This is a genomic window from Azospirillum sp. (assembly GCF_035627195.1).
In the GTDB taxonomy this organism is placed as follows: domain Bacteria; phylum Pseudomonadota; class Alphaproteobacteria; order Azospirillales; family Azospirillaceae; genus Azospirillum.
Genome location: NZ_DASPMG010000220.1, coordinates 1 through 13,813, shown reverse-complemented (window position 1 = coordinate 13,813; position 13,813 = coordinate 1). Strand labels below are relative to the sequence as shown.

Genomic DNA, 13,813 nt, shown 5'->3' with positions numbered 1-13,813 from the left:
GTCGCGATGGACGCGCCGGGAAGGCGGAAATTTCCCTTCGAATCGATTATGATCCGCGTACAAGATTCGCGAACGCGTCGCACGGACGCCATTTTTGCCGCCGCGGGTGCGTGCAAGGGATCCCACCTCGCCATGGTGTCGCTGGCTGCTTCGTCCAACCAGGGTTCGCGCCGGGGCGCCGCCGATGCCGGCGGCTCGCGCGGCGTGGTGCACGGCAAGTACTTCAACTTCAACCCGCTGCCGCCGCCGCCGGACGTGCTGGGCAACCCGCTGGTCGTGCAGAACCTGCCCACCCACAAGCTGCCCAAGGAGACGTGGCGCAGCCGCATGCAGCGCATCCTGTCGCGCTTCCGCATCGGCCGGCAGTCGGCGACGACGCGCCTGCGCTGGAAGCTTCAGGACGTCACCGCCTCCGTCCTCGCCTCCGTTTCGCCCGCGGTGACCCTGCACGCCGAGCGGCGCGCGCAGGCCAAGCGCAACGGCACCGTCATCCCGGTGGTCATCATCCGCCACCCCTACCACCTGCGCCACGTGCTGGACATGCTGCCCCAGCTGCCCGACGCGGTGGGGGCGGAGCGCCGCTTCCTGGAGCTGATCCTCAGCCGCATCCTGCGCAAGTACGGCGAACAGATGGGCGCCGTGAAGGGCGGCGGCTTCTCCTTCGAGCACGAGGCCAAGGAATACTTCTACGCCGGCTTCCGCCTGGAGCGCGAGATCAAGAAGATCACCAATCCCGACGAGCGCTTCGCCGCACTGCAGAACATCTACAACGCCTACTTCCACGGCCGGAATTATTACTACTACGCGCTGCTGCGGCGGGAGCGGCTGGCGCCGGACAACAAGCTGTTCATGCTGTTCTCACGCGCCTGCTACTTCATGGCGCGGGTCGACTGGAGCGGCCAGTTGCTGGACAAGCCGAACCCGCGCTCGCTGCCCAACCGCGACGAGATGATGTTCTACCTCCAGCGCGACAAGACGGTGATCGGCCGCTACCGCTCCGACCCGGACTTCCAGCGCCAGGTCAAGGGCGTGCTGGACGCGTTCCCGACGTGACGGGCGTTACGCCGGCCATTCGTGCCGGAAACGCACGCGGCCGGTCAGCCGTTCGCCCGGTTCCAGAACCCGCACACCGGCGTCCGCCTCGTGCGGGCGGTTGACGGCGTCGGTCATGTGGGTCACCGGTTCCACGCACACGAAGTCGCCGCCCTTGGGCGCGTAGACGACCAGATGGCCGAACGGCCCCTCCGCCTCCAGCGTCAGGCGGCCGCGGCCGTCCGGCCAGTCGATCGCCGCGCGGCCGTTCCAGCCGGCGAAGCCGTTGTCGATGACGCACTCGTCCATCACCCGGCCGGCGGGAAAGTCCCATTCCGGCGGCGGGCAGGTGCGCGTGGTGGGCAGCATGCCGGCGTCGGTCAGCCACACGGAGCGCACGCCGGCCGTCAGCACCGTGCCCGGCGGCTTGGGGAAGTAGGGGTGCAGGCCGATGCCGGCCGGCATGGCGCCGTCGCCCTCGCCATCGCCCTCGTTCACCAGTTCCAAGTCGACCGTCAGCCCGTCGTCGCCCAGCGTGAGGATCTGCGTGGCGCGGTAGCTCCACGGCCAGTCACCCGCCGCGTGGCGGTAGGTGAGGCGCAGGCTGCCGGCCGACCGTCCCTCCACCGCCCACGGCTTCTCCCAGGCATGGCCGTGGATGGCGTGCGGGCACCCCGGCCGGTTCAGCGGCAGCGCCACCGTGCGCCCGCGGAACTGGAAACGCCCGCCGGCGACGCGGTTGGAAAAGGGCACCAGCGGAAAGCATCCGAGGTCGTTGGCCGCGTCGCCCGCCAGCGCCTCGGCACCGGCCGGGCGCAGCAGGTCGACCGGCCCGGCGGCCGTGTCGCGGGTCAGCCGCGCGATGGAGCCGCCGATGCGCGGGCTCACCACCGCCTCGAATCCGGCGTGGCGCAGGACCACCGTGTCCTGGCTGTTGGATTCCTGAATGACCGGGGCGTGGCTGTCGGGCATGGCGCGGCGTCTCGGTCCGGTGACGTATCTTCCCTTTGTCGCACATGCTGCGGTGCGAGAAAAGGGATACGCCGGCCCTGTACGAAAGGCGGAGCGGTGGCCTTTTCCCGGTTTCTTTCATGGAATAGCGGTGGCAAGTATACGTCCGCTTTACGGGTATCCCCGACAATACGGTGCGCGCCGGGCCGTCCGGCGCACATCCGCGCAGCGCTGAACAGGCATGGATCCCAAGACGATCAATCGACCGTCCACCCCGGCGCCGGGCACCGTCGGCACCATCGAGGATGTGGAGGTCTGCCAGACCCTGGCCGAATACCATGGCCTGCAGGGGCGCATCGTCATGGGCGCGGTGCTGCGCCAGTACCTGGACTCCGTGGTGCTGACGCCGACGGAGGTCATCCACGTCCACAAGGTGCTGAAGCCGGTGCTGGAGCAGGGGCAGCTGCTGGAGAACGCGCTGGTCCGCGTCTCCACCCTGCAGGCGCGGCTTCCCGGGCAGGACCCGCGCGCGCGCCGCATGGCGCTGCAGACCGCCGTGAACGAGACCCAGGCGCGCGCCCGCGCCGCCCAGCTGGCCTTCGCCGACCTGCCGCGCAACCGTCCGCCGATCGAAGTGATCCTCGCCCTTGAACCGGGCAAGAAGACGCCGACCGGCGACGTCGAATACGACATGCGGGTGGCGCTGGGCCTGGAACTGGCCGACCGGCGCAGCTGGATGGCCAAGCTCGACCGCCTCATCGAACTTCTGCAGTGGGAGCGGGACGAGCGGCTGACGGCGGCGGTCGACGGGCTGATCGCCGACGTGCTGTGCTCGGTCGCCGCCGTGCACGACCTGTACGGCGGCCCGCTGACGCCGGGGCAGGCGGTGCTGCGCCTGTGCGAGCTGGTGCTGGGCCGCACCACCACGGCGCCGGCCATGGGGCCGAACCGCGTGGGCGTGCTGAACGCCATGTTCCGCCAGGGCAAGCTGCCGCAGTCGCGCACGGCGATCCTGGACCGCATCCGCCGCACGCTGCGCGCGCCCCAGACTCTGGGCCGCGCAGCCGGGGACCAGGAAGCCGACATCCTGAAGGCCGTCATGGCCCACCTGCTGACGCGCACTGGCGTGGTGGGCGAGGGGCCGATGGCGGAGGCGCTGACCATCCGCTATTCCCGCCGGCTCCAGCAGGGCGGGGCCAGCGCCTTCCGCCTGTCCATGCTGGGCATCGCCGAATCCCTGGGCGACCTGTTCAGCCGCCTGCACTACCTCACCGCCGTGTCCGGCGTCGCGGCGGCCGAGCGGCACCGGGGCGAGATCGTCGACTGCATCGAGGCGGCGCTCGGCAACGAGATGCTCGTCGAGAACATGGTCCTGCACACGCCGGACGTGGCGCTGATCCGCGAATCCATCGCCGGTGCGGCCGAGGCCATCGCCCGCTCCGGCCTGCCGGAGGAGGTGCAGCCGCGCCTCGCCCTGCGGCTAGCCGGCGTGGTGGACGACTTCGCCCAGCGCGGCCGTCTGGTGCAGCGCATGCGCCAGATCGAGCCGGTGCTGCGCCGCCGCATCATCCGTCTGGCCGAGCTGGCGACCTCCGGCCTGATGCGCGACGACGGCGCGCTGCCCCTGCTGCGCCAGCACGTGCTGGAGGTGGTCAAGCAGCCGCAGTTCCAGATGGACCTCGTGGCGCAGCAGAACTCCGAGGTGGCGCAGGCCGAGATCCGCCGCTTGTACGAGCTGCTGGACAAGCTGCGCCAGGGCGCGCCGCCGCCGGTCGCCACATCGCCCACGGCGCCCACGGCGTCCAAGTCTCCGCCCAATTCGTCACCCCTGGGGACCGTGGCCGTGCCGGCGCCCCCGCCGCCGGCCGCGACGCGCGCCGTCACCGTGGCGACCGCCGCCGTTCCCGCCCCCCTTGGACGCCCGGCACCCACGCTGGTCCTGGACGACGCGCGCTGCCCGAACTGCTTCGAGGCGAAGCCGCCGCGCGAGGCCTGCGCCGCCTGCGGCTACCCGCAGCGCAGCGACAACCGGGCCGGCGTGCACCTGATGCCGGGCACCGCGCTGCACGGCCGCTACCTGACCGGGCGGGTGCTGGGGCAGGGCGGCTTCGGCGCCACCTACCTGGGCTGGGACGACCGGCTGCATGTCAAGGTGGCGGTGAAGGAGTTCTACCCGGCCAACCTGATCACCCGCGCGCCGGGCGGCAGCGGCATCGTCCCCTTCTCCGACGAGCACGCCAAGGGCTTCGCCGCCGGGCTCGGCAAATTCCTGGAGGAGGCGCGGCTGCTGGCCCGCATGCGCGACGTCAAGGAGATCGTCGGCGTCCAGGACTTCTTCGAAGAGAACGGCACGGCCTACCTGATCATGGAACTGCTGGAGGGCCGCACCTTCAAGCGCTACGTCGCCGAGAGCGGCGGCCGGATCGATCCCAAACGCGCGCTGTCCATCCTGTCGCCCGTCATGAAGGCGCTGCAGGCGGTGCACGACCAGGGGCTGATCCACCGGGACGTCAGCCCCGACAACATCTTCATCACGACCACCGGCGAGCGCAAGCTGCTGGACTTCGGCGCCGCGCGGCAGGCGGCGGGCGACTCGGGCATGACGGTGATCCTCAAGCCCGGCTACGCCCCGCCCGAACAATATTCGCAGGAAGGCCGGCAGGGGCCGTGGACGGACGTCTACGCCATGTGCGCGACGCTCTACTGCGCCGTCGCCGGCAAGGCGCCGCCGGACGCCACCACCCGCTTCATGAACGACGTGGTGCCGAAGCCCTCGACGCTCGGCGTCGCCATGCCGCCCGCCTTCGAGAAGGCGCTGCTCTCCGGCCTCGCCATGCGCCACCAGGAACGCCCGCAGAGCATGCGGGACCTGCTGAAGGTGCTGACGGCGGCACTGGGGTGAGGAATTGACGTTGGAACGCTCCCCTCACGACCACTCCCGCACCATCAGCATGCGCGTGTAGGCATGGCGGAAGCCCAGCGCGCGGACGGTGCGTTCCGACGTGCCGCCCGGCGCGGTGGCGACGCAGGCGATGTCGCACCCTGCGGCCGACGCCGCCGCCAGGGCGGCGCCGAGCAGGGCACGGTTGACGCCGCGGTTGCGGAACTCCTCGCGCGTGCTGGCGGAGAAGACCAGCCCCAGCCCGTCGCGCACGGCCAGCGCCACCGCGCCGGCCGGCGTGCCGTCGACATAGGCCAGCAGGCCGCGCACGCTCGGGCGCTGCATGGTGAGGCGGGCGAGGCGCAGGGCCGGCAGGTCGGCCGGCAGGGCGTCGCGCCCGAAGAAGCCCCGGGCGACCGTCGACGCCCATGATTCGGCGTCCGCCGGGGTGGATTCGGCGACGGTGACGCCGGGAACCTGCGGCGCCGGCTCGGCCGGGGCAACGGCGCGGACGTGGGTGTTGAGCACCCGGCCGACGGCGTATCCGCGGGGACCCAGCGCGTCGACCAGCGACCGGTCGGCGAGCGGGCAGAGGTCGATGGCGGGGTCCAGGCCGCGGTCCCGGTAGAAGGCCTCGACCGCCGCGATCTCCGAATCGGCCACCGCCCGTCCCATGCCGAGGCCGACCGCGCGGTTGACCGGCATGGAGGGCGCCAGGAACACGGCGCATCCGCCGGCCACGGCCAACGCCGCCGCGCCGCCGTCCGGATCGGTGTGCCGGGACGTCTCCACCACCTCCAGGGCGGCGGCCGTCTCGGCCCCCTCGATCCGGCGGGCCAGCAGCGGGTCGGCGAAGAGCATGGCCGGCGGCTTTCCACGACGCGTTTACTTGGCGTCCGCCGCGACCTGCATCTTGACGATCTTGTCGGGGTCGGTGACCTGGCCGTTGCGGGCCTGGCTGCCCTTCTTGATGTTGTCCACGAACTCCATGCCCTCGGTGACCTTGCCCCAGACGGTGTACTGGCCGTCCAGGAACGGGGCCGCGGCGAAGCAGATGAAGAACTGGCTGTCGGCGCTGTTCGGGTCCATGGCGCGGGCCATCGACAGGGTGCCGCGCACGTGCGGCTCCTTGTTGAACTCGGCCTTCAGCTTCTTGCCCGAGCCGCCGGTGCCGGTGCCCGTCGGGTCGCCGGTCTGCGCCATGAAACCGTCGATCACGCGGTGGAAGACGACGCCGTCGTAGAAGCCCTGGCGCGTCAGCTCCTTGATGCGGGCGACGTGGTTGGGGGCGAGGTCGGGGCGCAGCTCGATGACGACGCGGCCGTCCTTGAGGTCAAGGTACAGGGTGTTTTCTGGATCCAAGGCGAAGGCCTCCCCTACAAGGAAAAAGACGCTTATCAGCGCCATCACGATGGTGCGCGTGAACCGCAACATTCGAAACTCTCCGATCTGTCGAGTCCGCGGGCGGACGATAGGGGAAACCGGCGGCGATGCAAAGCCGGGCGAAGGGGTGGGGTGCGCGGCTCACCCCGCCGCGCGCACCGACGGTGCGGCCGGCGGCGCCTCGCCGAACCACGCGGCGACGCGCCGCGCGGATTCGGCCGGCAGCTTCAGGCCCAGCTTGGTGCGGCGCCACAGCACGTCCTCGGCCGTCGCCGCGAACTCGCGCTCGGCTAGGAACCGCAGTTCCGCCGCCGTCAGGCCGTTGCCGAAGTCTTCGCCCAGGTCGGCCCAGCGCGCGGCCCCCTCGACGATCTCCGCCGCGCGCGTGCCGTACAGCCGACACCAGCGGCGCGCCACGGTGGGCGACAGCCAGGGATGCGCCTGATGGAAGGCCGCCGTGAAGGCGCCGGGGTTGCCGTCCGGCAGGTCGCCGCCGGGCAGGACGGCGCCGTGCGTCCACGGGGCCTGAAGCGCATAGATGAAGGGTCGCAGCCGGTCCAGCGCGGCTTCGGCGACGCGCCGGTGGTTGGTCAGCGTGCCGCCGTGGACGCTGATCAGCGGCGGCGCGTCGGTGCCGGCGTCCACGTCGAACCGGCAGTCGCCGGTCAGGGTGGGGTCGTCGGGGGCGCCGGCGGGCAGGGGGCGCAGGCCGGCGAAGGTGTGCACCACCTCGGTCGGGCGCACGGCGTGGGTGAAGTAGCGGTTCACCGCGTCGCGCAGGTAGATGACCTCCTCCGGCGTGATGCGCACGTCGCCGGGGTCGCCGTCGAACGGCACGTCGGTGGTGCCGACCAGCGTGAAGTCGCCCTCGTAGGGGATGGTGTAGACGGTCCGCCGGTCCGCCGTCTGCAGGATGAAGGCGTGGTCGCCGTCGTAAAGGCGCGGGATCACCAGATGGCTGCCCTTGGCGAAGCGCGGCCGCTCGCGCACCGGCCGGCCCAACGTCTCGCCCAGCACCCGCGTCGCCCAGGGGCCGGCGGCGTTCACCAGGATGCGCGCCCGCACGGCGCTCTCCCCGCCGCCGCGCCGGTCGAGCAGGCGCACGGTCCACAGCCCCTCCTCCCGCCGTGCCGACAGCGCGTGCGTGCGCGTGCGGATCTCCGCCCCGCGCGCCTGCGCGTCCACGGCGTTCAGCACCACGAGGCGCGCGTCGTCCACCCAGGCCCCGGAATAGGCGAAGGCCTGCCGCAGCGCCGGCTTCAGCCCGCGCCCGCGCGGGTCGCGCTCCAGGTCCAGGCTTTCCGTGCCGGGCAGGGCGCCGGCGCGGTCCAGCCGGTCGTACAGGAACAGGCCGGTGCGAATCACCCAGGCCGGGCGCGTCATCCCGTCGTGCGGCGCCACGAAGCGCATCGGGCGGACGATGTGCGGCGCCGTGCGCAGCAGCACGTCGCGTTCCGCCAGCGCCTCGCGCGCCAGCCGGATCTCGCCGCGCTCCAGATGGCGCAGGCCGCCGTGCACCAGCTTGCTGCTGGCCGAGGAGGTGGCCGACGCCAGGTCGTCCTGTTCGACCAGCAGGACCTTCAGCCCGCGGCCCGACGCGTCGCGGGCGATGCCCGCGCCCGTGATCCCGCCACCGACGACCAGAAGGTCGTATGTCTCACTCGTCATCCTCGCCTCCCAGATGCGGCGGGAAGATAATGGTGCGAAGAAACGTTCACAATGTCGGTCACAATGATGCCGGTGGAGTGCTGAGGTGCGGGCGCGCGTTGCAATACCGGTTCTGATGGTGGGAGCGGTCCTCCTCGCCGTGGTGGCGTGGTGGCCGGCGCTGCTGGCGGGTGCCCTGGCGCTGGCGCTGCACCGTGCCGGTTTCCCGGACGCCGCCGTGACGGTCACCGCCGCCGGCCTGTCCGAAACCGAAATCAGCCTACGCCTGGATGCGGCCGGGGAAAACCGGATTGAGCGCATGACCGTCGGTCACCCCGTGGGCGGCCTGCTGCACGGCCGCCTCGCGCGCATCGCCGTGGAGGGGCTGCGCCTGAAGCTGCCGCTGCCGCTGCCGCTGAACGGGGCCGCGTCTTCGGGCGGCGGCGGCGGCCCCGTCGGCGATCCGGCCGGTGATCCGCCGGGGTTGCCCGCCGACTCCGTGGTCGTCGAGGATGCCGTGGTGACGCTGCCCGGCGGCGCCCTCACCGTGCGCGGCATGGCCGAGGCGGCCGGCGACGCCGTCACCGCGATCGTCGCCGCCGAGGCGGGGGACGTGGCGGCCGCCGCCGCCCTGCTCGGCGTCGAGTCGCCGGTGCGTGGCGCCGGCCGGTTGAGCGCCGTGCTGCGCGGCCGCCGCGACGGCGGCGCGTGGTCCCTGTCGCCGGACGGCTGCGCCACCCTGACCCTGGACGACCTGCGGGTGGCCGGCGAACGCGTCGCCGCCGCCAAGGGCCTGTGCCTGAAGGCGCCGGACGACGGGCCGGCGCTGGTCCTGTCGGGCGCCGGGCTGACGGCGCGCCTGATCGCCGAATCCGACCGGATCGCCCTGCCGGACCGCAAACTCGCCGCCGACGGCGTGGCGGCGACCGCGGCGCTGGAGGCCGGGCGGTTGACCGTCGATGCCACCGTCAAGGCCTTGCGCAGCACCCTGGGTCCGCCGCCCTTCGCGCCGCTGGCCGTCACCCTGCGGGCCGAGCGCGCGGGCGACGCGCCGCTGTCCTTCACCGCCGAGGCCAAGGGGCCCGCCGGCACCGTCGTCGAGGTGACCGGCGCGCACGACCTCGCCGCCGGGACCGGCCATGCCGAGGCGCGGCTGAAGCCCGTCACCTTCCGTCCCGACGGCCCCGGCCCGGCGCAGATCTTCCCCCGCCACGGCGCGCGGGTGAGCGGCGCGGCCGGCCGCGTCGCCGGCAAGGGACGGCTCGACTGGGGGCGGCTCGACTGGGGCGGCGGCCTGCGCTCCTCCGGCGAGCTGCTGCTGGAGAACCTGTCGGCCACCGTCAGCCCCGTCGCCGTCACCGGCCTCAGCGGCGTGGTGCGGCTCAGCAGCCTCGTGCCGCCGGTGGTGCCGGCGGGGCAGGTGCTGGCGGTGAAGCTGCTGGACGTCGGGTTGCCGCTGACCGACGGCGTGGTGCACGTGGGCCTCAAGCGCTCCGGCCGCCTCGACGTCGACCGGGCGGAGTGGCGCTGGGCCGGCGGCGTGGTGCGCGCCAAGCCGTTCGAGATGCCGCTCGACGCGCCCAGGGGCACGGTGGAACTGGAAGCCGAAGGGCTCAACCTCGGCCACGTGCTGTCCATCGCCGCGGTGGACGGGCTGCACGGCGAAGGCACGCTGAACGGCACGCTGCCCCTGCGCATCGCCGCCGACTCCGTGCGCGTCGAGGACGGCGTGCTGGAGGCGGCCGGCCCCGGCACGCTGCGCTACGATCCCGAGCTGCCGCCCGCCTTCCTGGAGGGCGACCCCGGCAGCCCGACCGGCATGCTGCGCGGTGCCTTGACCGACTTCCGCTACGACACGCTGAAGCTGACCGTCAACGGCACGGCCGGCGGCGACATGGCGGTGAAGCTGGCCATCCACGGCGCCAACCCGACGTTCTACGATGGCTATCCGGTCGCCCTTAATCTAAACCTGAGCGGCGCGCTCGACCGGATCCTGCGCCAGAGCCTGGACGCCTATCGCATCCCCGACGCGGTCCGCGACCGCATGATGGAGTTCGACAAGACCACGCCATGACGACGACCCGCCTCCGCCGCGCGCTCGCCGCCGGATCCCTCGTTGCGGCCACCGCCGCCTGCGCGCCCACCGTGAAGATCGAGGCGCCGGACAAGCCCATCGAGATCAACCTGAACATCAAGATCGAGCAGGAGGTCCGCGTGAAGCTCGACCGCGACCTGGACAAGGCCTTCCAGGAGGATCCGGCCCTGTTCGGAACGGCTCCCACCAAGGGGAAGGCGCAATGAGGCGGCTTCTCGGACCCCTGGCGGTCGTGCTGCTGCTGGGTGCGGCATCGCCCGCCCTGGCGCAGGATTCGCTGGCCGCCGCCAAGGCGGCCGGGCAGGTGGGCGAGCGGCCGGACGGTCTGGCCGGCGCCGTGCCGGGCGCCCCGCCGCCCGTGCAGGCGCTGGTGCAGCAGGTGAACGCCCAGCGCCTCGCCCGCTACCGCGAGATCGCCCAGGGCAACGGCGTGCCGCTGGACGCCGTGCAGGCCCGCGCCGGCGAACGCCTGATCAGCCAGACCCCCGCCGGCCAGTACGTGATGACCGGCGCCGGCCGCTGGGTGAAGAAGTAGGCCTGCCGTGACCGACGCCGCCGGCCTCCTCGCCGCCGCCGACGCCGACCGGCGGGCCGGCCGGCTCGACGCCGCCGTGGCCGGCTACCGGCGCGTCCTGGCGCTGGCGCCGGGGCAGGGGATGGCGCTCGCCGGATTGTTCGCCGCCCTCGACGCGCTGGACCGGCCCGGCGCGCCGGAGGAGGCGGTGGCCCGCTCCAACCGCGCCGAGGCGCTGCGCCGCCAGGGCCAGCTCGACCTTGCCGAGGCGGAGCACCGCGCGGCGCTGGCGTGGCTGCCGGACTTCGGCGGCGTCCGCTTCAACTACGCCGTCCTCCTGCACGCCCGCGGCCGCACCGCCGAGGCGGCGGAGCAGTACCGCGCCGCCGTCCGCCTGATGCCCGCCTTCGCCCCGGCGCACAGCAACCTGGGCGCCGTGCTCAAGGAACTCGGCCGCCACGGCGAGGCGCTGGGCGCGCTCCGCGAGGCGGTGCGGCTGGCGCCGGACCTTCTGGCGGCGTGGCTGAACCTGGGCGCCGTGCTGAAGGAACTCGGCGACCCGGCCGGCGCCGCCACCGGCTTCCGCGCCGCCCTGGCGCTGAACCCGGCGCTGGCCGAGGCGCACGCCAACCTCGGCCAATTGTGCCGGGAGGCCGGCGACCCGCCCGCCGCCGCCGCCGCCTTCGAACGCGCCCTGGCTATCGGCCTGCCCGACGCAGGCGGGGTGCTGGCGCAGCTGGTCCAGCAGCGCCGCCACCTCTGCCGCTGGGACGGGCTGTCGGCGCTGTCGGCGCGGCTGGTCCGCGCGGTGGCGGACGGCACGACGCAGCAGGCGCACCCCTGGATCTTCCTGGGCGAGGGCGCCGGCCCGGCGGCGGAACTCACCTGCGCCCGCCGCTACACCGCGTGGCGCACGCGCAGCGTCACGCCCCTGCCACCGCTCCCGCCCGGCGCCGCCAAGCCGCGCCTGCGCATCGGCTACCTGTCCGCCGACTACCACGAGCACGCCACCGCCCTCCTGATCGCCGAACTGATCGAGCGGCACGACCGCGCGCGGGTGGAGGTCGTCGGCTACTCCTACGGCCCGGACGACGGCGGCGCGCTGCGGGCGCGCCTGAGGCGCGGCTTCGACCGCTTCGTCGACCTCGCTCTGGAGCCGCACGCCGCCGCGGCGCGGCGCATCCGCGCCGACGGCGTGGACATCCTGGTCGACCTGAAGGGCCATACCCAGGGCGCCCGGCCGGAAATCCCCGCCTTCCGCCCGGCGCCGGTGCAGGCCCACTGGCTGGGCTATCCCGGCAGCATGGGCGCCGATTTCATCGACTACGTCATCGCCGACGCGGTGACCGCCCCCGCCGCCCTGCAGCCGCATGTCGCCGAGCGCATCGTCCGCCTGCCCGGCTGCTACCAGCCGAACGACCGCACGCGCCTGATCGCCGGGACACCGTCCCGCGCCGCCTGCGGCCTGCCGGCGCAGGGCTTCGTCTTCTGCTGCTTCAACGCGGCCTACAAGATCAACGCCGCCATCTACGCCGTGTGGATGCGCCTGCTCACCGCCGTGCCCGGCAGCGTCCTGTGGCTGCTGGAAGGCCATCCGGAGGCCGCCGCCAACCTGCGGTGCGAAGCGGCGGCGCGCGGCGTCGACCCGGCCCGGCTGGTGTTCTCGCCGCGCCTGCCGCCGGCCGAATATCTGGCCCGCTGCCGGCTGGCCGACCTGTTTCTCGACACGCTTCCGGTGGGCGCCCACACCACGGCCAGCGACGCGCTGTGGGCCGGGCTGCCGGTGCTGACGGTGCGGGGAGACGCCTTCGCCGGCCGCGTCGGCGCCAGCCTGCTGCGCGCTGTCGGCCTGCCCGAACTGGCCGTGGAGTCGCTGGACGCCTACGAGGCGGCGGCGTTGCGCCTCGCGGCCGATCCCGCCGCCCTGGCCGCGATCAAGGAACGGCTCGCGGCCGGACGGGAGAGCGCCATCCTGTGGGACACCGACCGCCTCGCCCGCGACCTGGAACGCGCCTACGCCGCCCTGTGGGCCATCCACGCCGCGGGCGAACCGCCGCGCGCCATCGACGTGCCGGACGCGTAACGTTGGGTTTTCGCTGCCCCCCTTACGGGAACGGGCAGCGATCCGCCGTCACGTCCACGAACGAGCGCGGACCGGCGGTGAAGTTGAAGCGGTACTCGTTGCGCTCCACCACCACCGACTGGTGCAGCGGCAGCACGCCGCTCACCACCGTCTCCTTGCCGCCCAGGGCGGTGATGCGGATCTTCACCGGCTGGCCGGGGTCGAACCAGCTCTCCGGCTGGCCCTGGGCGTTGCGCGAGGACTGGCCCTCGCCGGTCACGGTGATGGCGTTGTTGGCGAAACCCAGCGACTTGTTGCCGGTCTTCAGCAGCGGCGTGGCCAGCACCAGGCGCTTGTTCTCCGGCTGCTGGCAGTCGCGCGGGTTCTCGGTGGCGCGGATCACGAAGGCCAGCCGCGCCGGATCGACGCCGGCCTTCAGCCGCTCGCCGACGATCTGCACCAGCTTGGCCAGTTCGCCCGTCGGCACCTCGTTGCGCAGGCGCTGCTCCATCTCGGCGGTGCGCGCCTCGGCCACGCGGGCGGCGTGCTGCATCTGCGTGGCGACGAGCTGCAGCTGCTCCTTCTGCGACGACAGCGACGTGACCTCCTCGCGCAGGATGGCGTCGCGGCTCTTCACCTGTTCCATGCCCATGCGGTGGGCGAACAGCGCCACGGCCAGCACGACGCCCAGCGCGAACGCCACCTTGGCAAAGCCGGCGAGGGCACGGCGGCGGTAACGCCGTTCGTAATCGTATCGTCCCAGGGACATCTGCGTCGGTTCCGGTCGGGCGGGGCCAAGCTCGGGCGGGCCCTATGGCTACCGGCATCGCCGCCGGGTTTCAACCCCCAAGGGCTGTGCTACATAGGGCGCCCGTGACAAGGCTGGGATGAGCGCGCATGCCGATGAAGGCCCTTCTGCTGGACCGCGACGGGGTGGTGAACGTCGACCACGGGTACGTGTGCAGCGTCGACCGCTTCGCGTTCGTCGATGGCATCTTCGCCCTGGCGCGGCGCGCCGTCGACCGCGGCTACCGCGTCGCCGTGATCACCAACCAGTCGGGCATCGCCCGCGGCTATTACACGGAATCCGACTTCCACGCCCTGTCCCGCTGGATGGGTGCGGAGTTCGAGCGGCATGGCGTGACCCTTGCCGGGGTCTTCCATTGCCCCTACCACGCGGTCGGCATTGCGTCGCCCTACAGCCGCGAAAGCTTCTGGCGCAAGCCCAACCCAGGCATGATCCTGGAG

General features: G+C 72.9%; 12 protein-coding genes. 7 read left to right on the top strand and 5 right to left on the bottom strand.

Going from position 1 to position 13,813, the window contains the following annotated elements; translation table 11 throughout:
• Positions 1–132 precede the first annotated feature (132 nt).
• Entirely contained in the window at positions 133–1,053 is a 921-nt protein-coding gene (locus tag VED21_RS19965) for a hypothetical protein (protein ID WP_324885270.1), read from the top strand.
• Positions 1,054–1,059: 6 nt separating this feature from the next.
• Here VED21_RS19965 and VED21_RS19960 read toward each other — a convergent pair whose 3' ends face one another.
• Positions 1,060–2,004, bottom strand: coding sequence for an aldose 1-epimerase (locus tag VED21_RS19960; RefSeq protein WP_324885268.1), 945 nt, complete (start codon positions 2,002–2,004; stop codon positions 1,060–1,062).
• 220 nt (positions 2,005–2,224) lie between these two features.
• Between VED21_RS19960 and VED21_RS19955 the strand changes: the two genes are divergently transcribed.
• Positions 2,225–4,885 (top strand): serine/threonine-protein kinase, encoded by a 2,661-nt coding sequence (locus VED21_RS19955; protein ID WP_324885266.1) that lies wholly within the window; start codon positions 2,225–2,227, stop codon positions 4,883–4,885.
• Positions 4,886–4,909: 24 nt separating this feature from the next.
• Here VED21_RS19955 and VED21_RS19950 read toward each other — a convergent pair whose 3' ends face one another.
• From VED21_RS19950 to VED21_RS19940, 3 genes are all read right to left on the bottom strand, one after another.
• Positions 4,910–5,725: a GNAT family N-acetyltransferase gene (locus tag VED21_RS19950; protein ID WP_324885264.1), complete on the bottom strand. Its 816-nt coding sequence runs from the start codon at positions 5,723–5,725 to the stop codon at positions 4,910–4,912.
• A gap of 24 nt (positions 5,726–5,749) precedes the next feature.
• Positions 5,750–6,271, bottom strand: coding sequence for a peptidylprolyl isomerase (locus VED21_RS19945; protein ID WP_414638246.1), 522 nt, complete (start codon positions 6,269–6,271; stop codon positions 5,750–5,752).
• A 117-nt stretch (positions 6,272–6,388) separates the two neighbouring features.
• The gene (locus VED21_RS19940) at positions 6,389–7,915 is read right to left on the bottom strand and encodes a glycerol-3-phosphate dehydrogenase (protein WP_324885260.1); all 1,527 of its coding nucleotides are present in this window, start codon (positions 7,913–7,915) and stop codon (positions 6,389–6,391) included.
• Positions 7,916–8,030: 115 nt separating this feature from the next.
• Here VED21_RS19940 and VED21_RS19935 point away from each other — a divergent pair, with 115 nt between their 5' ends.
• From VED21_RS19935 to VED21_RS19920, 4 genes are read left to right on the top strand one after another with little or no spacing between them, the layout of a single operon-like run.
• Complete coding sequence (locus tag VED21_RS19935) at positions 8,031–9,968, top strand: YdbH domain-containing protein (RefSeq protein ID WP_324885258.1); 1,938 nt, start codon at positions 8,031–8,033, stop codon at positions 9,966–9,968.
• Entirely contained in the window at positions 9,965–10,195 is a 231-nt protein-coding gene (locus tag VED21_RS19930; RefSeq protein WP_324885256.1) for a YnbE family lipoprotein, read from the top strand. The genes VED21_RS19935 and VED21_RS19930 overlap by 4 nt, the downstream gene beginning before the upstream one ends.
• The gene (locus tag VED21_RS19925) at positions 10,192–10,524 is read left to right on the top strand and encodes a YdbL family protein (RefSeq protein WP_324885254.1); all 333 of its coding nucleotides are present in this window, start codon (positions 10,192–10,194) and stop codon (positions 10,522–10,524) included. The genes VED21_RS19930 and VED21_RS19925 overlap by 4 nt, the downstream gene beginning before the upstream one ends.
• Before the next feature lie 7 nt (positions 10,525–10,531).
• Complete coding sequence (locus VED21_RS19920; RefSeq protein ID WP_324885252.1) at positions 10,532–12,586, top strand: tetratricopeptide repeat protein; 2,055 nt, start codon at positions 10,532–10,534, stop codon at positions 12,584–12,586.
• 22 nt (positions 12,587–12,608) lie between these two features.
• On the opposite strand, the gene VED21_RS19915 is transcribed toward VED21_RS19920, so the two are convergent.
• The gene (locus VED21_RS19915; RefSeq protein ID WP_324885250.1) at positions 12,609–13,334 is read right to left on the bottom strand and encodes a hypothetical protein; all 726 of its coding nucleotides are present in this window, start codon (positions 13,332–13,334) and stop codon (positions 12,609–12,611) included.
• A gap of 128 nt (positions 13,335–13,462) precedes the next feature.
• Here VED21_RS19915 and VED21_RS19910 point away from each other — a divergent pair.
• The coding region (locus VED21_RS19910) for an HAD-IIIA family hydrolase (protein WP_324885248.1) at positions 13,463–13,813 on the top strand (351 nt) is incomplete at its 3' end.